Source organism: Acinetobacter sp. CIP 102136 (assembly GCF_000369685.1).
In the GTDB taxonomy this organism is placed as follows: Bacteria; Pseudomonadota; Gammaproteobacteria; order Pseudomonadales; family Moraxellaceae; genus Acinetobacter; species Acinetobacter fasciculus.
Map to the genome: position 1 here is coordinate 487594 of NZ_KB850142.1, position 22095 is coordinate 509688.

17 protein-coding genes are annotated in these 22095 nt (G+C 37.8%); 10 read left to right on the top strand and 7 right to left on the bottom strand.

The window, feature by feature from the left end; genetic code table 11:
- The first annotated feature begins 142 nt into the window (after positions 1 to 142).
- The 3 genes from F893_RS07790 (at position 143) to F893_RS07800 (ending at position 4353) form a co-directional block, all read left to right on the top strand.
- Positions 143 to 466, top strand: a complete 324-nt coding sequence (locus F893_RS07790) for a helix-turn-helix domain-containing protein (protein ID WP_005104551.1) — start codon at positions 143 to 145, stop codon at positions 464 to 466.
- 249 nt (positions 467 to 715) lie between these two features.
- The gene (locus F893_RS07795; RefSeq protein WP_171066771.1) at positions 716 to 2419 is read left to right on the top strand and encodes a DUF262 domain-containing protein; all 1704 of its coding nucleotides are present in this window, start codon (positions 716 to 718) and stop codon (positions 2417 to 2419) included.
- 11 nt (positions 2420 to 2430) lie between these two features.
- The gene (locus F893_RS07800) at positions 2431 to 4353 is read left to right on the top strand and encodes a DUF262 domain-containing protein (protein WP_005251361.1); all 1923 of its coding nucleotides are present in this window, start codon (positions 2431 to 2433) and stop codon (positions 4351 to 4353) included.
- A gap of 148 nt (positions 4354 to 4501) precedes the next feature.
- Here F893_RS07800 and tnpC read toward each other — a convergent pair whose 3' ends face one another.
- The 6 genes from tnpC to F893_RS18090 all read right to left on the bottom strand — a co-directional run bounded on the left by tnpC (position 4502) and on the right by F893_RS18090 (position 10478).
- Entirely contained in the window at positions 4502 to 6106 is a 1605-nt protein-coding gene (gene tnpC, locus F893_RS07805; RefSeq protein ID WP_004733110.1) for an IS66 family transposase, read from the bottom strand.
- Positions 6107 to 6180: 74 nt separating this feature from the next.
- Positions 6181 to 6516, bottom strand: a complete 336-nt coding sequence (gene tnpB / locus F893_RS07810) for an IS66 family insertion sequence element accessory protein TnpB (RefSeq protein ID WP_004691519.1) — start codon at positions 6514 to 6516, stop codon at positions 6181 to 6183.
- On the bottom strand, positions 6513 to 6896 hold the full coding sequence (gene tnpA / locus F893_RS07815) for an IS66-like element accessory protein TnpA (protein WP_004733109.1): 384 nt from the start codon (positions 6894 to 6896) through the stop codon (positions 6513 to 6515). Before tnpA ends, tnpB begins: the two co-directional genes overlap by 4 nt.
- 222 nt (positions 6897 to 7118) lie before the next feature.
- A complete protein-coding gene (locus tag F893_RS07820; RefSeq protein ID WP_081398964.1) occupies positions 7119 to 8087 on the bottom strand; it encodes an IS30 family transposase in 969 nt (322 codons plus the stop codon).
- Positions 8088 to 8181: 94 nt separating this feature from the next.
- Positions 8182 to 10281: an ankyrin repeat domain-containing protein gene (locus F893_RS07825; RefSeq protein WP_005251364.1), complete on the bottom strand. Its 2100-nt coding sequence runs from the start codon at positions 10279 to 10281 to the stop codon at positions 8182 to 8184.
- Complete coding sequence (locus tag F893_RS18090) at positions 10251 to 10478, bottom strand: hypothetical protein (protein WP_005104535.1); 228 nt, start codon at positions 10476 to 10478, stop codon at positions 10251 to 10253. Before F893_RS18090 ends, F893_RS07825 begins: the two co-directional genes overlap by 31 nt.
- Positions 10479 to 11579: 1101 nt before the next feature.
- On the opposite strand from F893_RS18090, the gene F893_RS07835 reads away from it, so the two are divergent.
- The 6 genes from F893_RS07835 to F893_RS07860 all read left to right on the top strand — a co-directional run bounded on the left by F893_RS07835 (position 11580) and on the right by F893_RS07860 (position 19577).
- A complete protein-coding gene (locus tag F893_RS07835) occupies positions 11580 to 12164 on the top strand; it encodes a class I SAM-dependent methyltransferase (RefSeq protein WP_005251365.1) in 585 nt (194 codons plus the stop codon).
- Between the two features lie 27 nt (positions 12165 to 12191).
- On the top strand, positions 12192 to 13217 hold the full coding sequence (locus F893_RS07840; RefSeq protein WP_005251367.1) for an HNH endonuclease domain-containing protein: 1026 nt from the start codon (positions 12192 to 12194) through the stop codon (positions 13215 to 13217).
- A 33-nt stretch (positions 13218 to 13250) separates the two neighbouring features.
- Positions 13251 to 14099: a lecithin retinol acyltransferase family protein gene (locus F893_RS18265; RefSeq protein ID WP_005251369.1), complete on the top strand. Its 849-nt coding sequence runs from the start codon at positions 13251 to 13253 to the stop codon at positions 14097 to 14099.
- A 151-nt stretch (positions 14100 to 14250) separates the two neighbouring features.
- Complete coding sequence (hsdR, locus tag F893_RS07850; RefSeq protein WP_005251371.1) at positions 14251 to 17709, top strand: type I restriction-modification system endonuclease; 3459 nt, start codon at positions 14251 to 14253, stop codon at positions 17707 to 17709.
- Between the two features lie 63 nt (positions 17710 to 17772).
- On the top strand, positions 17773 to 19335 hold the full coding sequence (locus F893_RS07855; RefSeq protein ID WP_005251373.1) for a class I SAM-dependent DNA methyltransferase: 1563 nt from the start codon (positions 17773 to 17775) through the stop codon (positions 19333 to 19335).
- Positions 19332 to 19577 (top strand): restriction endonuclease subunit S domain-containing protein, encoded by a 246-nt coding sequence (locus F893_RS07860; RefSeq protein WP_005251376.1) that lies wholly within the window; start codon positions 19332 to 19334, stop codon positions 19575 to 19577. The genes F893_RS07855 and F893_RS07860 overlap by 4 nt, the downstream gene beginning before the upstream one ends.
- 31 nt (positions 19578 to 19608) lie before the next feature.
- Here the strand turns inward: F893_RS07860 and F893_RS17395 are convergent.
- Positions 19609 to 20753, bottom strand: a protein-coding gene (locus F893_RS17395; protein ID WP_155757257.1) for an IS3 family transposase whose coding sequence is annotated in 2 segments (ribosomal slippage) — positions 19609 to 20489 and positions 20489 to 20753 — 1146 coding nt in all. Because the reading frame shifts where the segments join, the coding sequence is not laid out codon by codon here.
- A gap of 47 nt (positions 20754 to 20800) precedes the next feature.
- Between F893_RS17395 and F893_RS17855 the strand changes: the two genes are divergently transcribed.
- Positions 20801 to 21994 carry a restriction endonuclease subunit S gene (locus F893_RS17855; protein ID WP_005251378.1) on the top strand — a complete coding sequence of 398 codons (1194 nt, stop codon included), beginning with the start codon at positions 20801 to 20803 and terminating at the stop codon, positions 21992 to 21994.
- Positions 21995 to 22095 lie beyond the last annotated feature (101 nt).

Here is a 22095-nt window from a genome sequence, read left to right on the forward strand (position 1 = left end):
ATACACTATTCTTCATATTAAATTTCCTCTTTTAATTTCTTTTGATGATGTCTTTTTGTCGAAATAGACAATAAAATACTGACAATATATATATTGAAAATTGTCGATATAGTCAAGTTTTATTGTCGATTTATGGTGTTTTATGCTGGCTGAAATGGATTCTGAGTTGTTTTGTGCTCGGCTCAAAGAAATAAGAAAACAAAGAAAATTGACTCAGCAAGAACTTGCTGAAAAGTCTGGTATTCCATCTACGTCGATTTCACATATTGAAGCTGGCTCTCGTAAGCCCTCTTTAGAAAATTTTTATAAGCTTGTGGTTGTCTTAAATGTGTCTGCTGACTATCTACTAGGGCGTACAGCACGTAGTTCAGATGTAGGTAACGATCCAATTGCTAAATCAATTCAAGAGTTACCTGAGTTGGAGAGAGAGATGATTGAGAAATTCATATTGTCTTTGCAAAAATAATTGATCCATATTTGTAATAAAACAAATGTTAAATCCATGACCTTTTGATGGTAGGAAAACTCAGTTAAATAGTTCAAGTGAGGTTGAAAAATACTCAATCATTGCGTCGAAGAAGTTTGATTTAAGAGAGGATAAAGAGTTTTTTGATAAGACTTATGGGTAAATCAAGTTACTTTATTAATCAGGTAGATAAAAATAGTACGTTGTAAAAAGAGGGCAAGAGTGAACACAACTTTAATGATAGAACCAATGAATATCCAACAATTATTGGAAAAGAACTTTTTTATTCCGGCCTATCAACGAGGATATAGATGGACTCCTCAACAAATTAAAGATTTTTTAAATGATATCAATCAATTTGAACCTAAAATAAATGATAAAGGTGAGAAATCTTGGTACTGCTTACAGCCTTTGGTACTTAAGCCTATGGATCGGGATTCTATAAGTATAAATGGGCTGGATATTGAAAAAACATGGTATGAGGTCATTGATGGGCAGCAACGGCTTACGACTATTTTCTTATTGATCCATTACATTAATGAAATGTGGAAAGGTAAATCTAAATATAAAGAGTTTACTTTAAAATACCAGACTCGCCAATCTAGTTCGGATTTCTTAAATAATTTAGAAATTGATATTAATAATGCATCTATTAGTGAGCAAAATATTGATTTCTTTTTTATAAGTAATGCTTATCAAACAATTCATGAATGGGCTGAAGGATTAGAATCACTAGGGCAGTTAAATTCAGCTGAATTAGAATCAAAATTTGTTCATTATACGAAAGTTATTTGGTATGAAACTGATAGTGATTCAGTAGAAGTATTTACTCGTTTAAATGTGGGGAAAATTCCATTAACTAATGCTGAGTTGATAAAAGCATTATTTTTAAACAAGACTAACTTTATTGAATTAAATGATAAAGATAAGGCAAAAATAAGATTACAACAGATTGAAATATCAACAGAATGGGATCGAATGGAATATGCCTTACAAAATGATTCATTATGGTATTTTTTAACAGATAAAAAAGTATTAACAACCCGAATAGACTTAATTTTTAATTTAATATCAAACAAAAAAAGTAATGACGACGATTTTTTTACATTTAGATTTTTTTCAGAAAAGTTAAAACAAGAAAAAATAAAACAAGTATGGCGTGACGTGAAACAATGTTTTCAGACACTTCAAGAATGGTATGAGGATAGAAAATTATATCATAAAATTGGTTACCTAATCGCCACTGGTTTTGGTATTAATGAAGTTTACGAATTAAAAAACTCTAAAAGTAAAAAGGAATTTCTTAATTTAATAAACGAAAAAATAATAGAGTATTTGCCAGGAGATGATTTAGATGAGTTGCAATATGGATCTCCAAAAATACGCCCAATTTTATTATTCCATAATGTCCAAACGCTATTAAATAATAAAAATGAAACAACCAAATTTCCATTTGACCGTTATAAAAAAGAAAAATGGGATGTGGAACATATCACTGCATTAGCTGACCAGCCACCAAAGTCTGATCAGCATAAAAAAGATTGGATAAAAGAAATTTTAGACAATATTTCAAACTTGAATTTAGATTCTAGTTTGCAAACTAAACTTATAGATGTTCAAAGTGATTTAACAAAGTTTGATGAGTTTTTTATTCAATTTATAGAGGCATTCCAGGGACAAGGATTGGATGTGAATTCTATTGATAACCTAGTATTGTTAGATTCTTCAACAAATAGAAGTTATAAAAACTCTGTCTTCCCTCTTAAGAGAAAGAAAATTATTGAGAGAGAAAAAACAGGTACCTTTGTACCTATTTGCACAAAAAATGTTTTCATGAAGTTTTATAGCACTGATGTGGAACAAATGACTTTTTGGGGTGAAAAGGATAGGGAGCGATATTTGACTGATATTGAAGAAGTAATAAATTCTCTCAAAAACTCTCAGTCAGCTTAAGGAATTTCATCGTGTTAAATAAACAAACTGCAGAAAAAATATCTTTTTGGAACTTGCTCCAGTCAAATAAAATTGAAATCCCAATTATTCAAAGAGATTATGCACAAGGGCGATTAGAGCAAGAAAAAATTAGAGAACGTTTTTTAAATGCACTTTATATTTCATTAAGTGAAGAAAAATCTATTGAGCTAGATTTTGTTTATGGCAGTCAAGTTGATGATACTTTGCAACTTTTAGATGGTCAGCAACGTTTAACAACTTTATTTTTATTACACTTTTATTTTGTAAATAAAGATCATGTTGATAACATTACGAAAAACAAGCTTTTAAATTTTACTTATGAAACACGTATTAGTTCACGAGAGTTTTGTGAATCATTAATAAATGACGTTTTTGACATTACGAACTTAGACGATAGTACAAGAATATCAGAATTGATAACTGATAAACCTTGGTTCTTCTTATCGTGGCAGCAAGACCCTACGATTGCAGCTATGTTGAATATGCTAGATGCTATTCATGCTAAATTTTATGATATCAAGAATGGGTGGAGTAAACTCACGGAAAGGAATGTGATCCAATTCTACCATCTGAATTTGGATAATTTTGGTTTATCTGATGATCTTTATATTACTATGAATGCCCGAGGAAAGGCTCTCACAGCCTTTGAAAACTTTAAAGCATTACTAGAAAAACAAATTAATGAAGAAGGATGGGAAGATAAAGATACAGAATTCAACCAAAAATTTGCTTATAAAATAGATAACCAGTGGACAGATTTATTATGGAGTTATCGTAATAAAGAAAATTCTATTGATGAATATTTTTTACAATTAATTTCTAACTTGTACTTAGTAAATAAAAGGGAACTGGATAATGTACAAATCTTGGCAACAAATCCATCTACTTTAATTTCAATTTCATTTGATAAAAGTACATTAGAATATTTAGTTAAAAGCTTGGATAACTATTCTAGTACTGATCTTAATTTGATAAGTAACCAATTGAGTAATTTGAATTTTTTAAATTTCAAAGATCTTAAAAGTGACTTGGTATTTAATAATTTCTTTGAATTAATTTCTACTTCAAGCCATGTCACATATCCTCAACGTGTAATGTTTTATGCACAGACGTGTTATTTGAATGCGGAATTAGATTTTACCTCAGTTAAATTCTTAGATTGGATGCGTGTCATTAGGAATATCGTGAATAATTCAACAATTGATAATGATGAATCTTTTTTAAGTGCTTTGAATTTGGTTAGAGAGTTAGCTAGAGGACAAGATAATATTTATCAATATTTAGAGAAGAATGTGATTAGTTCTAAATTTGCAGCGAAGCAAATTGATGAGGAGATCATAAAAGCTAAATTAATTAATGAATCTCAGGAAAATAAAAATGCTATTCATAAATTAGAAGATTCACAATTTTGTAGAGGTAGCATTGGAATTTTCCTAGATTGTCTGGATGAATTTAGTTTTGAAAAGTTAAATATCCTTCGTAAAAATATTGTACAGAAATACCTAAATGATCGAGATATTTCTAATGATTTCAGACGAGCCTTGTTAACAATAGGTGATAATAAATTTTATAACTATTGGTGGTCTATACTTCATGCTGTATCTGCCCCTAAGCGTTGTTTAATAGCAAATACTGAAGACTTGAAGTTTTTGTTTAATCGAGATCCAAGTTATTTAAAAGAGCTTTTTATCGTATTAATGGATAAAGATCTCGAAGAAGTAATAGATGATTATGAACTTCCTGTGGATATGCCGAATTGGAAGCAACGTTTAATTAAAGAGCCTAATTTGTTGGATTATTCAAAACACCATTATTTAGCTATTAAAGAAGATGAATCTTGTTGTTGGTTGATTCCACAAAGTCGAGTTGCTAATAATGATGCAGGTCGTACAAGATGTAGATTGATTGTATAAATAAAAAATAAGCGTCTACCAGCATGGAGTTTGTTGGTAGACGCTATTTATTGTTAGGCTATAGAAATCAATTCTTTTGCTTTATTGGCATTAAAATACTCAGCTATTTCATGCAAAGTAAGCGTCCGCTGAACCCCATGCCTATTTTTTAATTTGAGTTGGATTTCCAGCGATGTGGTAGTAATTCTTCTATTTGGGTCGCTTTATGCGTCGGCAGCCTTTTCAGCACATCACTGAGATAGGCATACGGATCCAACCCATTCAGCTTTGCTGACTGGATTAAAGTCATGATATTTGCCGCTCGCTGTCCACTGCGCAGCGAACCTGCAAACAACCAGTTCTTACGGCCCAATGCCCAGGGACGCATAGAGTTCTCTGCCCAGTTATTGTCAATGGGTAGATTGCCATCATCCAGATAGCGGCTTAAGGCTGGCCAACGCTTCAGACTGTAATTGATGGCCTTGGCGGTTGGAGAACTCGATGGCACCGTCAGATAATGTTGGTTGAGCCATTCATACAGTTGTTGCATCACCGGTTGGCTGTGCTGTTGTCGGTATTCGCGGCGGTGTTCTGCTGTACTATCGGTCTTTTTCCTGAGTTCTGCTTCTATCGCATACAGTTTCTGAATCATCAGTAATGCCTGTTCAGCGATCTGACTTTTCCCAGTCACATGTAGCTCATGGAATTTACGACGTGCATGCGCCATGCAGCCCACCTCAATGACATCGCCTGATTTAAAGCGTGCTTTATAACCACTGTAATCATCACAGACCAGATGGCCCTGCCAGCCATTCAGGAACTCTTCTGCATGCTGACCTGAACGGCTATCCTGAAAGTCATAGATCACCGCTTGAACTGGATTGTACTGTGTAGTGGCATAGGCCCAGACATAACCTTTCTTCGGTTTTTTCTCATCATCACCCATCCGCATGATGGTGACCGGCGTTTCATCGGCATGGATCACCCGCTGTTGCAGCACCACCTCTTTTAAGGCATTGGCCAGAGGCTCCAGTTCTACACCGCAGCGACCTATCCAGTCAGATAAAGTAGATCTGGACAGATCAATGCCCGCCCGCTGATAGATCAGGCGCTGACGGTACAGCGGCAAATGATCGGCATACTTCGATACCAGCACATGGCTGAGCAGTTCAGGTGAAGCAATGCCTTTATCAATCACATAGGCGGGCATCGCTTGCTGAGTCAGGGTGTCACACTGATCACAGACCCATTTGCCACGCACATGCTGTTCCTTATAGAACTGTGCCGGTCTGAAATGCAGTTTTTCACTGATATCTTCGCCGATACGACGTAACTGGCAGCCACAACTGCATTGGGTTGATGCAGGTTCATGCTCAATACGGATGGTGTGTAGATGATCCGGCAGCAGTCGACGTTTAGGTTTGTTGACTGTGGCTTTCTCTGTCGCTGCATCGGTTTTATCTGCATTCAGCCGCTCCAGTTCCAAATCAACTGCTGCGATATCCTCTTCAACCGCTTCGTCCCACAGATGGATTTGTTTTGCGGTGAGATGTTCGTTTTTACTGCCAAATTTGTGCTGTTTAAATAGTGCGAGCTCATGCTCGTATTTTTGCGTGAGAATGGAAAGATGTTGAACTTTGGCATCCAATTGCTGGTTTGATTTTTCTAATTCTTGATTTGATTGTGCCAGAGACTGATGCTGCATTGCCAACTGTCTGGTAAATTCCAGCAGTTGTTCATGGGTCAGTTGGCTTAAGTCTGGCAGCGTATTCATGACCGCAGTATGCCTGAGGTCATGACGCAGAGGAAATAGAACGTTTGGAGAATAGCAGAATGGACCAGCCTAGTTTAGAGCATCGTCACCACCTGCTGTCGTCCAATGCGCTGCCAAGGTAAACCCTGGATCAGTGCCTGTAACTGTTCCGGACTGATCGCCATGCTTTCACCCTGGTGAACCTGCGCCCAGTGGAATTTTCCCTGTTCCAGCCGCCGGGCACACAGCCAGATGCCCAGTCCATCATGTACCAGCACTTTCATGCGATGGCCACGTTTATTACAGAACAGGTAAGCACAATGCGGTTTGATGTAGCCAAAGGCTCTCACCACCTGAGCCATGATAGTATCCATCCCTGCTCGCATATCCAGAGGTTGGGTAGAAAGCCAGATTTCATCAATGCGGATCATGTTGCAAGTGCCTTGAGTAATTCTGCTAAAGCAGATATTTCTGATACTTGCCATTTCAAGCCAATTTCTGCTTTTGAGTGGGGTAAAGTAATTTGAACCGTTAACATGTCAGTAGGAGTAGGATCTAATGGTGTAGAGCAAGATAAGGCAATAAATGCAGGTTTATTCGGTAGTGGTGAGCGATCATTCCCTGGCTTACCATCAATTAAGCGAATCCATTTGGATACAAGATTTGTATTCAATCCATGTTGCAAAGCGACCGAAGCAATTGAAACGTCCGGTGCTTTACAAGCCTGAACGATCTGCTGTTTAAATTCAGCACTGTATGTTCTTCGTTTTTTCGCAAGAGATGCGATGGATGTCTGGTGATTTGTAGTCATAAATTTTAGTCCCCACTTGTTTTTAAGTGGGGACTAAATTAAGGCTTATAGGATGAATTCATAAGGTGTGTTCAGCGGACGCTTACCATGCAAAAAAATACGACGTCCTTCATCTGCATTTATATAGCTTTGTTCCAAATGAGCGCCGTGCTTTAACATAAGATCGACAGCATCAGCATTATCTTGTTGAATAGCTAGCATGAAGGGTGTATATCGGCGAATTCAAACATGAGGTGCGACAGTTTGAAAAGTCTTATGATAATCAACAAGCTGAGCAAATTTCTCTAATGGTGTAAGCCAATCTAACGCTTTTCTAGGACGAGTATTCAGTGACATGGCAACTTGATTTAAATAATGCTGATCTGCCTGATTTAAATCAATCCCTTTAGGTAAATATTGCCTAATTAAACCATTCATATTTTCGCATGTGCCTTTTTGCCAGGGTGAATGTGGGTCACAGAAATATACATCTATGCCTAAATCTTCTTCAAGTATTTTATGTTCTGCCATCTCGCGTCCACGGTCATAGGTCAACGTTTTACGCAGTTCTGCAGGTAAATATTTCAGAGCTTCAGTTAAAGCCTTGCGCACTGATTCTGCCTTTGCATCAGGTAATGTTGCCAAGATACAGAGCCGTGTATTTCGTTCAATAAGTGTTGCTATCGAACTTTTATTGTCTTTACCTTTAATTAAATCAGCTTCCCAATGACCCGGTATTTTTCTTTCTTGAACTTCGGCTGGGCGCTCATGAATAGTTTTAATATCCTGTAATATAGAATCTTTTTTAGGTTCACCGTTAGCTTTTCGCTTTTTATTTTCATGACGCAGACAGGATAATAAGTCTTTTTTCAACTCACCCTTTGGTAATGCTCGTATCGTTGAATAAATCGTTGTATGGCTTACATTCATTGTTTGATCCAAATCAGGAAATGTCTTTAAACGCTTTGCTATTTGCTGAGGAGACCATAAACAACGGATCGCTTCAACAATAAATTTCCAGAGGATTGAATCGATTTTGAGTTTTCTGTGACCACGTCTACGTCTAGCGAAGGTGTTATCAGAAGCATATTGAGCTTGATAAACGTCATTGATGCTATTTCTTTTAAGCTCACGATAGATCGTACTAGGATGTCTTTTAATGAGTTCAGCAAATTTTCTGGCTGAAAAGCCTTCTTTTCTTGACTCAAGCATTAATGCAGTACGATCTTCAAAGTTAAGATGATGGTATGACAATTTTATATACTCCATAAACCCTTTAAATTAATTAGGTGGTTTATGTCGCACTTCAAGTTTTACTCTGCCATCCTTTGATTGGATACTGAGCTGTATTCTGATTGGGATCGGCATCATATTGTAAAAGTAACTCAAAAATCTCGTAGGCATCGTAAACTTTTTTGTCTTCCATAGAGATTTTCTTGACCTCTTCAAATAATACCTTTCTCGGATCATGGCTTGGTAGGCTCTGAAGTTGCTTATAAGCGTCAATATCACTGCTACCGTTAGAATGACGTCTAATCGAATCTGCAAGATATTTATCATTGGCCTGTTCAACTTTATGACCATTCAATAGACCAATCACACTTAAGTTTTGGTAAAGCATGGAAATACCGTAAAGACCTGTAATGTTAGGATTAGCCCCATTCTCCAATAGTAGTTTTACAAGTTTTGGTAGATTTCCCTCAATAGCTAGATTTAAGGGGCAAGTCTGCTTTTTCGCTGTACGCTCATTTAAAAGCTCTTTATCAAAACCACATTCGAATACATATTGGATGAATGCGTATGTTTCATCGGATTTAGCAGCAATGTGGTTCAATGCCAAAAGCACAATACTTTCTTTATTTGTAGTTAATGCATTCATGTTTGCACCAGCTTCAATGAGTTTTTTAGCCGTAGAAAAATCTCCGATAACTACAAAGTAGTGAAGCTGAGGCCATTTACGTCTTAGTTCAATATCAATATAAATGTTTGCATTTATTTTTTTAAAGTCAGGGGTAATATCCATAGGAACTGCAAGATTGCCGATTTTTGGAATTAGCTTCTTAATCTCCGTACCTTTGTCGCTAAAAGTCTCTGCAGTAAAATATTTAAAGAATCCAACCAGTGTTGCTTCTTTTTCCCATTCTTCAAAAACAAAGTCAGTTTTAAAGCGGTCAGGGCGTGCAATTGGATCAAATATTCCAACCTTAAGTTCGAATTGGATCGCTAAATTTGAAATCTTTCCAATGAGTTTATTTTGGCTCTCTACGAGTGACGTAATGCACAGTATCTCATTCAGTAGTACTTCTAAATAGCGCATATCACGATATAACAAACCATCTAAACATAGTTCATATTCAGTGAGGGCTTCCTTAAATTGATATTGATATACCAAATTAATCGCTTTAGCCCAATGAATATACGGGAGGAGATGGCCTACTTCTTGGTGCTCAGTAAGATACTTATTGATTTGGTTTACCATCAATATATTTAGTTGAAATGTTGTCTCACCTGTTGAGCATACCATTGACGCTAAGCGAGCATTAGTCTGGTCAATACGTTTAACATGCATTTTATCAAAAAATACTTGAGTTAGTTTTTGATATGAAAGAGGGATTTCCATCAAAAAAGGAAAATGTGTTTGTGCATTGGCAATAGCCATCGCTTTAAAGGTAAGTACTTGGGTGTCATGTTGCGAAATACGATGAGACTTCAATTTTTGGTTGTGTTGTTCGGCCAAAAATTGGATAAAGTTTCCATGTTGCAATGAGAACCCATATTTAATTTTTAAGGCTTGTAGTAATCGCGCAAAACACAACAATTCATAATGTGCCTGCGATGTTTCAGTATTGGTTAAAAACAAACGTTTTAAGGTCGATGGCGTAGGTAAGGCATCTGGGCGACCAAATTTACTAATGTAATTTTTATCATCAGGACTTAATACGTCACTTTCCAAAAAGTTAGCGAAGTTTTGGTCAGTATCTTTAAGATAAGCCAAGCTTTCTTTAATAAAGTTGTTACCTGTCCAGTGTTGAACAAAACCCATTTGGGATATGCAAAACTGTATAAGCTTGTGTAAAGCAGGTACTAAGTAATTTGACCATACAGACTTACGTATTGCATTAACATCCATAATTGCTGTTAAGCGAGCATGTAATAGCATTGCATTATATCTATCCAAAACATTACGTTTTAGCAAGGTTACGAACTGCAAATCTGTGCGATCAGAAAACTCTTTTGGGCATAATTGATCTAAAAATAAGTCGATATCATAGTGCGAAGTGAATAGTTTGTTTGATGAGCCGTCTAAGTGTTTAGAATCCGTCTCTGAGAGTTGGCTCTTGGTATCCATGTGACTAAATAAATTACGAATAATTTCTATAGATGTTGGAAAGGTATTCTTTGGCATTGTAAAGCTCTGCGTATATCTGTTTTAAAGTTTAAATAGGCTTTTCGGTCACTAGGTGTACCTGGAATCGTAATCTTCTGTATTTGATTTACAAGCAAAAAATCATGTTTTTTGCCAGGTCTAAAAGATGCGATACCATCCTTAATAAGTTGCCGAATAAATTTATTCAGCTCTTTGTCATTACTGTACTTTTTCATCGGTAATCCTGGATTAAGGGGATTGCTCCCCTTAATAATTACTTGGCATTACCACGGCCACCACCTGATGGGCGACCTGTTGTGCTGGGCCAATTGCCACCAGGGCCAGGATGGGATGAGGGTGGGCGATTGTATTGGATGTACATGAGGGTATCCTTCGTGTGCATAGCGAAATTGCTATGAATCGAAGAATATAGAAATGCAATATTTTCTTCTTCTGAGAGAATGGAGTTTAATTTTTACTACTTCATTCTGTGAATTCTTGTTCTAGATTCAAGAGATAATTGGATAGATATTTTCAGAATAATAATTTATTTAATTATTATTTCCCATGTTAAGAATTCGATTTCTGAAAATCAAAATACATTTACTTTCGAATCCATGCGATCCATAGACAATAGGGTTTTGTTTTTTGGTAATAACTATATTTTTAATGCCAAAAAATGCCAAAAATCTTCATGAATTAGCCATTCTTAAACACTTTTGTGCTATTCAAAAGACAAAAATAGCCAATCGTTGCCAATAACTTCCTTTTAGTAGTAGATAGGCGGCATTTTTGAGTCAAACCTCTGCCATTTTGTGTCAATCTAAGCCAAAAAATAAATTAAAAATTAAACAAGATACGACTATTTTTATAGTGTAATGGATCGTCGAAAATAGTGTAATGCACTATTTTTTATAGTGTAACGGATCGTCGAAAATAGTGTAATGCACCAATTTTTATAGTGTAACGCACATGAAATAAACCCGTTTTTATAGTGTAACGCCTAAAATTTTATAGTGTAACGCAGCGTTTTCTATAGTGTAACGCACATAAATTTTGTTAATTTTATAGTGTAACGGTAGAGATGTATAAAAAATAAACAGAATTTTAAGTTTTTATATGGATTTGTTCAAAAAGGACTGTTAAATAAGTAGTTTTGATTATTTTTTAATCATCTTTATTTTGGGAAAATTAAAATCAGTTCTAATTTTTTATCTTACACATTATAAACTTTCAGATAATAAAGCGACATTTTGTCGCAATCTAAGATTTGAAATTTATCTGATCATGTGCGTATAAGTTAGCTAGTGACCAATTTTATTTTTAGGAATTCAATAATGGGGAATGTGGGCTACTATAACCAAAACTCAGAGCAGTTTGTTCAAACAACGCTAAATGTAAATATGGAAAGCTTATATCAGGCATTTCTAGTGCTTCTACCGAATGGAGGCCATATTCTTGATTTGGGGTGTGGATCAGGACGGGATACATTAGCGTTCAGGAATAAAGGTTATCAGGTTGAAGCGTTAGACTATTCTGAAGCTTTGGTTGAAAAAGCCACGGCGCTCACTGGGATTCCTGTAAGATATCAAAGTTTTTATGATTTGAATGATCATGGTATATACGACGGAATCTGGGCATGTGCATCTTTATTGCATTGTGAACGTGATCGTTTGACTGATGTTATGCAAAGTATTCTGAATGCTCTTAAGGTGAATGGGATTTTGTATATGTCATTTAAATATGGAGACAAAGACCGCGAAACAGATGGTCGAAAGTTCACAGATTTAAATGAAGAGCAGGCTGAAGAATTATTAAATCAATTTCATCAAATTGAATTAATTAAGCATTGGATTACTATAGATCAGCGACCAGATCGTAAAGAAAAATGGTTAAATATTCTAATTAAGAAGAATGCTTAAATATAACAATTCATGTGGGGGTGCTTTATGTCTGAGTTTTATGAGATTGAACCGTCTCTTGAAAACTATTGGCGAGCAGTCATTCTATTTGGGCGTAATGTTGCATCCTATAAATTTGCTTTAGCCAAATCACTTTATGATCTCAAAGCTGAAGGTAATACCATTATTACTCTCGATCAATTAGCAGAACCTTTCAGCCAACATATTTGTGAACACCTCAAGTTTGTTGATAAGCAAGCTACATCGAGCTCAAGCCGGTTTTTGGATTTTTGCCGTTCTTATAACGCAGGGGAGATCGATCAACAGACTTTGATTGCAAAAACCGTGCAGTATGGCTTTGCCAATGTAATTGATGCTTTTCATAATGTACATGGCCAGGAATTACCAAAAAGATTTTTCATAGATGCCCGAAAAACACATGGGGGCATCATTCTCACTGACGAAGTGTTTCAGTTATTTGAAGCGCAGAATGCAAGTGATCTCGTTGATGAAACTGAAGCGAGATGGCGGTTAGTTGAAACGGCTTGGGATATGAATTTACCTAAGCATTTGGTTCAGATTGAACATGATGATCAAGGAATCTTGGTTGCAAATAATAAAATAAGACGGGTAAATGTCACCTCAGCAAAATCAGCGTTAAACGGTTATCAAAAGAGTCGCTGTTTCTACTGTTTTGCACCAATCGCAATCGAACAGCTATTTGAACATTCCGCAGATGTAGATCATTTTTTCCCACATAGATTACGTGAGTGTAATATTCAAAAGCCTATCAATGGCGTGGCAAACTTAGTGCTGGCATGTCCTTCATGTAATCGTGGTCAGCAAGGGAAGTTTGATCGATTACCCTCAGTGAACTTATTAGAACGTTTGCATAAGCGTAATGAGTATTTGATTACCAGTCATCATCCACTTCGAGAGACTTTGATTGCTCAGACTGGATTTACTGAGCCTGCACGTCGTGGTTTTTTACAGGATGCTTATAACTGTGCCACGTTAACGATGGGTGGAGGAAGAAAATGGGAGCCAGCTCAGAGTGGAATGAGTGTATTCTAATGATAAATAAGTAAAAAGAATAGTGAGGGGAATATGGGGTTATTTGATTTTATTTCAGATGCTTGTAGCACTATCGCTGATGCTGCCTGCTCAATTACTGACGCAGTTGGAGAAGTTGCAAGTACAACGGTAGATATTGTGTCAGATGCTGCGAGTTCTACCGTAGAGGTGATTGGTGACCTGGCTGGTTCAGCTGTTGATACAGTGGGTGATGTCACAAGCTCAACTATCGATTTTGTTAGTAATACTGCAAGTACAGCATTAGACTTTGCTGTTGAGAATCCCTTAACGACAATTGCGACAGTAACAGGGGCGACAATAGCTGGATCGACAGGGTTGGTTACTTCCGCTGCTGTAATTGCTACTAAAACAACAGCAGTAACAACCCCAACAGTTATGGGCTTAGTTGGACTTCATACAGCTAAAAATGCCGGTGAATACGTAATTGATTTAATAAAAGGAAAAGTTACTCCTGTTAGAGGGTCTGTAGTCTATTGTGATTTAACAGCAGGTCGTAAGCTTGCTGAACATTCTGGTATTTATATTGGTGATAATAGAATTGTTCATTTAAATCGCCATGGTTATATTGAGATTATAAGCCCACAACAATTCATTTCAGGAATTACTACAGGCAATGAAATTTATGTTTCATGTGAAGGGGAATGGCCGGTAGGTTGTGATGAGGTTGCTGATTTTGCAGAATCTATGGTTGGCATTATACGGAACTATCATGTTTTAGTTGATAATTGTCATCAGTTCAGTGCTGGATGTCTTATGAAAGATCCGGAAAATTACAACAATTTTTTATGGTTCTTAAAAGATGAAGCTAACAAACGATTAGGTGCTGACAATTGGCGCTTATGGGATAAAAACTATTGGTAATTTATTTAACCACCTTCGGGTGGTTTTTTAATCCTGAATTAGACTTATGTACAAAAGATTTTTCTTAATAAAAATAACGTGAACTGATATGCTACGTTGAAGGGGTAGCTTTTTATAAAAGCATAATAAAATACAGATAGTTGCAAAAAATATGATGAATTTGACTGAGTCTCAGTTTGATTTCTTAAAGGATGTAGATCCTTTGATGCATGCTTTATTGGTCAGTGCAGAAGCGGCATATTACACAGCACCAGCACATACACTTGTACAGACCCGAAAATTTGCTGAAGCGCTAGTAAATAAAGTAGCCCAAGCCAATCAGCTTGAAGTGCCTGAGCAGGCGGATTTTCTCTCCCGTATCCGTTTACTGGAAAATAGGCTCAAGCTGAAAGCGGACTTTGTCTCTGTTCTGCATACTTTACGTATCAATGGCAATAAAGGTGCACATGATACAGAGACTAACCATACTGATGCACTGACTTCACTTCGCCTGTCCTATAAAGTGGCACAGTGGCTGTACACGCTCACAAAAAAAGAAATCAAAGCCTTTCCAGAATTTCAAGCACCTGTCGATCCAACGCTTGAAGCACGGCGCATGCGTTTTGAGCTTATGGAGCTTCAACAGCAGTTGCGGACAGCTAAAGATAAGCACGCAGTGAATCAAGACATTCAGCATAAAAATGCGGAACTCGAAGCTGAGAACTTAAAGCTTAAACAGCAACAAGAAACCGAAGCACAAGCGCTTAAAGCACAATTAGCAGCACTGGCAGCAAAAGTAAAAGAACTGGAACAACAGCAGTCTCAGCCAATATCAGAAACTGTTCTTGAAGAGGCACAATTAGACGTTGCAAATGAATCCTTTGAGCTTTCAGAGGCGGAAACACGTGAGCTGATTGATCGTCAACTTCAGCTTGCAGGGTGGGAAGCAGATACACAGGTTATAACGTATAGCAACGGTGTCCGCCCACAGAAAGGTCTAAATCTTGCGATTGCAGAATATCCAACTCTGCTAGATGGTGAGGATGGATTTGCTGACTATGTTCTGTTTCATGGCTTGATTCCTGTTGCAGTCGTTGAAGCTAAGAAGCGGAATAAGACTGTCAGTCATTATATTCGTCAGGCGGAACGCTATTCACAAGGTTTTCAATTTGATGCTGACATGCAGAAGCCATACGACGGCGCGCCGTGGTCTTCTGAGAAAAAGTCCTTTCATATTCCTTTCCTATATTCATGTAATGGCAAAAAATACTCAAACCGTCTAATCGATGAAAGCGGCATTTGGTTCCGTGATGTTCGGCATCCATCCAATATCAGTAAGCCTCTGCATGGCTTTCATTCCCCAGAAGGTTTGAAACATAAGCTCGAACAGAATATTGTGGTGGCAGATGAATATTTGGAAGAGACGGACATCTTGCCATTCAATGACCGTCCTTATCAGCGTGAAGGGATTAAAGCCGTTGAACGTGCTATTGCACAATGTCGAGAGCGCACTTTGTTGGCCATGGCAACAGGTACGGGTAAAACCCGTTTAGCCACCGGACTTATGTATCGTCTATTGAAAAGTAAACGCTTTCAACGGGTACTTTTTCTGGTTGACCGTTCATCTTTAGGTACACAAGCTTTTAAAGCTTTTGAGTCGGAAGTGATTGAGCAAGGGCATACGCTGGCTCAAATTTATACCATTGCAGATTTAGGGGTTGAATCTGACAGCAACATTCATGTACAGGTGGCAACCGTACAAAGTCTAGTGTACCGACTATTTAACACTGATTCGCCACTGCCGATTGATTTCTTTGACTGCATTATCATTGATGAAGCGCATCGTGGTTATACCTTAGATAAAGAAATGACCGAAGGTGAAGAAACCATTCGTGATGAAGCACAGTATTTATCTACCTATAAGCGGGTGTTGGAATACTTTGATGCAACTCTGATTGGTTTAACCGCAACTCCAGCGCTGCATACCACCGAGATTTTTGGTAAGCCGGTATTTACCTATAGCTTCACTCGCGCCGTAGAGGAAGGCTATCTGGTCAACTATGACAAACCGATTCGCTACATCACCAAGCTAAGCCAGGCAGGCATCCAGATTCCTGAAGGAACATCTGTCAATGTGATGACCAACGCACCAGGGCAAAAGTCCACGGCATTGCTACAGGATGACATGGCATTTGATGTGGCAGACTTTAACCGCCGTGTGATTGCTCCGGATTTTAACAAAGTCATTTGTCAGGCTTTAGTGGAAGATTTAAACCCACTTGGTGATGAAAAAACCATGATTTTCTGTGTGACTGACCGTCATGCAGATCAGGTTGTGTTATTACTCAACCAAATGTTTAGGGAGAAATATGGCAAGGAATGGAATGCCGATGCTGTTGCTAAAATTACCGGCAATTCAGATAAACCTGATGACCTGATTGAAAGCTATAAAAAGAACAAGTTCCCAAATATCGCAGTGACAGTAGATTTGCTGACCACAGGTATTGATGTACCTAAGATTGGCAATCTGGTGTTTATGCGTAAAGTACGTTCAAGGGTGCTGTTTGAACAGATGCTCGGTCGTGCAACCCGGTTATGCCCTGATATTGGTAAAACAGAATTTCGTATATACGATGCCGTAGATATCTTTGCGACCTTGCAAGCAGTGAATACGATGCAACCGATTGTAGTACGTCCAAATATCAGTATTGATCAGCTCATTCGTGAGTTAAGTGATCCTGAATTGATGAAGAAAGCCAAGGCAATCGATGTTCCTTGTATTGATGAAGTCAAACGTACACAGGCCGATATCGTTTTAGACGAATTTATTCAAAAAATCACCCGTATTTTAGGTAAGGCTGAGAAGTTCAAGCATCATCCTGATCAAGTGAAGTTACGTGAGGCACTTGGAAAAATCAAAGAAAACTTCAAGGTTGAGTCAAATCAGTTGCCTCAGATGTTACGTGCTAAAGGTGTCAATGATCTTGGCACTTGGCTCAAACAGAACAGCGCAATTCTGGAAGCGCGTTTGAGCGAAGTCCGCAGTTCTTTAGGCAGTCTAGACTTACCGATTATTTCCAATGAACAGGATGAGTTTGTAGAGCGTAAAATTGACACGGCGCATCAAAAGCCTGAAGACTACTTACAACATTTCGATAACTTTGTGAAAACGGCAGTCAATGACAATGCTGCGATTAAAGCGGTTGTTACACGACCATCAGATCTGACTCGTGAGCAGTTGCGAGAACTGGAAAACTTGTTGACTAGCAAGGGCTTTACCCCAAGCAAGCTGACCCAGGCACTAGGTGGCAATGAGTCAAATCAAACATATGCTTCACAGATCATCTCTATGATTCGCCGTTCAACATTGGGTGAAGAAATCTCATCGGTGGAAGAACGTTATCAGCGAGGTCTAAACAAGATTCTACAGCAGCGTGCTTGGACTGAGGATCAAAAGCAATGGTTGGCACGTTTAACCCTGTTTATTGCCAAAGAGGTGGTGGTTGACAAGAATATGATTCACCATCAGTTTGCTAAAGACGGTGGGGTTAAACGCTTGAGTAAGTTACTTGATAGCGACGTTGAAAAACTGGTCGATGATATCCATGACGGGTTGTGGCAGGCCTCTTAACTGCTACAATTCACCTGTAATAAAATTTCTATATTTTTCACATTTTCTGATGAAGTGCAGCACATGACACAAAATGATATTGTCCAAAAACTCTGGAATCTTTGCGATGTATTGAAGGATGACGGGATTAACTATAGCGATTATGTGTCTGAACTGGTGATGCTGCTCTTTGTCAAAATGGTTGATGAGCTGGATGACGAGTTTTCTACACTCGCCAAGATTTATCCTGAACAATATAAATGGTCACATTTTAAAGATCATAACGGCATTGAGCTATTAAACTTCTATAAGCAAATGCTCTTGGACTTGTCTCAAAATCAGAATGAGCTGATTGCATCAATTTATGCCAATGCTCAAACCCGTTTACGTGAACCTCGCCATTTACAGCAACTGATCAATGAATTTGACAAGCTGGACTGGTTTAGCATTAAAGCGGATGGACTAGGTGATTTGTATGAGGGCTTGCTTGAGAAGAATGCGACCGAAACCAAATCAGGGGCAGGTCAGTACTTTACTCCACGTCCATTGATTAACTCTATAGTAAATTGTATGCAACCAAAGCCAAGTGAAGTGATTCAAGATCCTGCATGCGGTACGGCGGGCTTTTTAATTGCTGCGGATGCGTATATACGACAGCACCATGATTTATATTCACTGACTGAACAAGAAACTCAATTCTATACTTTAGATGCTTTTGTTGGTGTAGAGCTTGTACCGAATACGCGCCGTTTAGCACAAATGAACTGTTTGTTGCATGATATTGGTGGTGAGCAGGGGGCAATTAAACTGGGTAACTCGCTTGGTCCTGTAGGGCAGGCTTTGCCAAAAGCTGATGTGATTTTAGCCAATCCGCCATTTGGTACGTCTAAAGGTGGTGAAGCAAGTATTACCCGTGATGATTTGCCATTTAACACTTCAAATAAGCAATTGGCATTTTTACAGCATATTTATAAGAACTTAAAACCAGGTGGTCGTGCCGCCGTGGTCTTACCAGATAACGTGCTGTTTGAAGCTGGACAGGGTACAGCAATTCGTCAGGACCTGATGAACAAATGTAATGTGCATACGATTTTGCGTTTGCCGACAGGGATTTTCTACGCGCAAGGCGTAAAAACCAATGTGTTGTTCTTTACCAAAGGAACAGAAGTCAATCCGCTACAAGATGAAAACTGTACGACTGAGACATGGGTATATGACCTACGTACTAATATGCCAAGTTTTGGTAAGCGCACGCCATTTACCGAAGCGCATTTGAAAGGCTTTGAAACGGTCTACGGCGCTGACCCGAAAGGTTTATCAGTACGTGCAGAGGGTGAATGGTCTTTAACAGAAGAGAGCCAAGAGCAAACACTTGAGAACAGCCGTTGGCGTAAGTTTAGTCGTGAATGGATTAAAGAACAAAAAGGCGATTCTTTAGATATTTCATGGTTAAAAGACAATGACGCCGTGGATGCAGCGAACTTACCTGAACCGCATGTGTTGGCAAGTGAAGCAATGTCTGAACTGACTCAGGCTTTGGTTGAGTTAGATGCCTTAATGAAAGCATTAGGTCAAACTGATGAAGCCAATACACAAAAACAGCTATTAGCAGATGCACTAGGTTTGAACGCTGAGGAACAGGCATGAGTTTAGATAATTTGCCTGTTGAATGGTTATCTTTACCGATTGAAAAGGTTGCTGAAGTTAAGGGAGGGAAACGTCTTCCAAAGGGAAAAACCTTTTCATCTGAAAAGACAAAGCATCCTTATATCCGTGTAACTGATATGGGTAATGGAAGTGTTGATCTAAGTGATTTACGTTATATAGATGAAGAAACTTATCAACATATTAGTAACTATAGAGGTGGTCCCACTTGTTTGAACAACTAAAAGCTTATTTATAAGTGATATTCTGCTCTAGTTAAGCTACCTTATTTTGTTGTGGTAGCTGGTCATAGTAAAACTCATCTGGAGTCATTTTGTCCAGACTCGAATGAGGTCGTTTCAAATTATAAAACTCAAAATATGCACTCAATTGCTTTTTCGCATCTGTGACACTGCTATAAGCTTTGAGATACACCTCTTCATATTTAACGCTCCGCCATAATCGTTCAACCATCACATTATCAATCCATCGACCTTTACCATCCATACTGATTTGAATGCCATTTGATTTCAATACATCAATAAATGCATCACTGGTGAACTGACTGCCTTGGTCTGTATTCAATATTTCAGGTGATCCATATTTTTCAATCGCTTCATTTAAAACCGAAATACAAAAATCCACATCCATACTAATCGATACCCTATGCGCAAGTACCTTGCGGCTATGCCAATCAATCACAGCACATAAATAAACAAAGCCTTTTGCCATAGGAATATACGTTATATCCGTAGACCACACTTGATTACTGCGCAGAATAGCCAACCCTTTGAGCAGATATGGATATTTACGGTGAGCTTGATTAGCCTGGCTTAAATTTGGTTTGCAATATAACGCCTGAATACCCATTTTCTTCATTAAAGTACGTGTATGACGTCGTCCTATATGATGCCCTTGACGATTCAACAAATCACGCATCATACGACTGCCTGCAAAAGGATATTGCATATGTAATTCATCAATACATCGCATCAGCTTCAGATCTGATGAGCTAACAGGTTTTGGGCGATAATAATAACAACCACGGGAGACTTTCAGCAGCTTAGCTTGCTTAGATACTGAAATCTGAAGTGAGTCGTCGATTAACTTTTGTGGTTGAAGCGGCCCAGTTTCTTCAACACACCTTCTAAAAAATCAATTTCTAATGCCTGCTCACCGATTTTTGCATGTAGTTTTTTTAGATCGATGGGTGGTTCTGTTGGAGCTTTTGATTGATCGAAAGCTTGCGAGGAAGCTGAAATCAGTTGATTTTTCCAGTCAATAATTTGGTTTTGATGAACATCAAATTCAGCACTCAATTCAGCAAGTGTTTTTTCTGCTTTAATCGCAGCAAGTGCTACCTTAGCTTTAAAGTCATTTGAATGATTTCTTCTTGGTCTACGTGTCATAAAATACTCCATATATTGATGTTTATAACATCATTTGGGGAGCAAAATATCACTTATAAGTGTTGTTCAAATTTCCTGATCCACCTCTCTATATTATTTCAATAGATGACCTATATATAAGTATCGCTGGAACAATTGGTTTAGTAGGGAGCATTCCTGATTGCTTAGATGGGGCAAACTTAACTGAAAATGCTGCAAAAATTTGTAATTTGCAAGGAATTGAAAGACCTTATTTAAAGTATGTGTTGAATAGTCAAATAGCTATAGATCAATTTGATGACAAAGTGACGTCAAGTGGTCAACCTAAACTAGCTTTGTTTAGGATTAGAGATTGTAGATTTCCTTACCCTCCTTTAGCCGAACAACAAGAAATCGTTCGTCAGCTTGATGTGATGTTTGCTCAAGTCGAGCAAATTAAAGCCCGTTTAGATGCTATTCCTGCCATTCTTAAAAAATTCCGTCAGTCAGTTTTGGCGGATGCGGTGAGTGGTAAATTAATTAATCAGGATTTTTCTAGTTTAGGATTCTTGAAATTGGAATCTCTAATTTTAGATTCAGGAAATGGGCTTTCTAAGCGTAAGGGTGACAGTGGAAATGAAGTCACGGTTCTACGATTAGCTGATTTTAAAGATGCCCAACGTGTTTTTGGTAATGAAAGATCAATACTTTTGACCGAAAAAGAGTTACTAAAATATAAGCTACTTCAGAATGATATTTTGGTTGTCCGTGTAAATGGCAGTGTAGATATTGCAGGTAAATTCATACTGCATAAAGATAATGAAAAAGATGAAGCCTATTGTGATCATTTTATTCGGTTACGTATTGATCAACAGAAATTGTTGCCTGAGTACTTATTATACATTGCCAATGAGGGCTCAGGGCGTGATTACCTTGTGAATAGCTTATCTACGAGTGCGGGACAAAATACGATAAATCAAGCTTCTATTAAGGGACTACAATTACGAGTACCTGAGATTAAATATCAGGACATGATTATTCAAACAGTTGAAAAGCTGTTTAAGCATTCTTTTAAAATAGAAGAAACAGTCCTATCAGCCCAAAAACGTGTGAATTTGCTCACTCAGTCTATTTTAGCTAAAGCCTTTAGTGGTGAATTGACAGCAGAGTGGCGTGAACAACATCAAGAGCTTATTACAGGCATAAACAGTGCTGAAAGTTTGCTTGCTAAAATTAAGGCAGAACGGGAAGCGAGTAAGCCTGCTAAAAAGACGCGTAAAAAGAAAGAAGTTTGAACAAAAAATGCCTCGAGGGGACGAGGCATTTTTTTTAATTGTGTTAAAGGGGAAATGATACGTTCATATTATTTGAGTGATTAATCAATAGGCTTAATTAA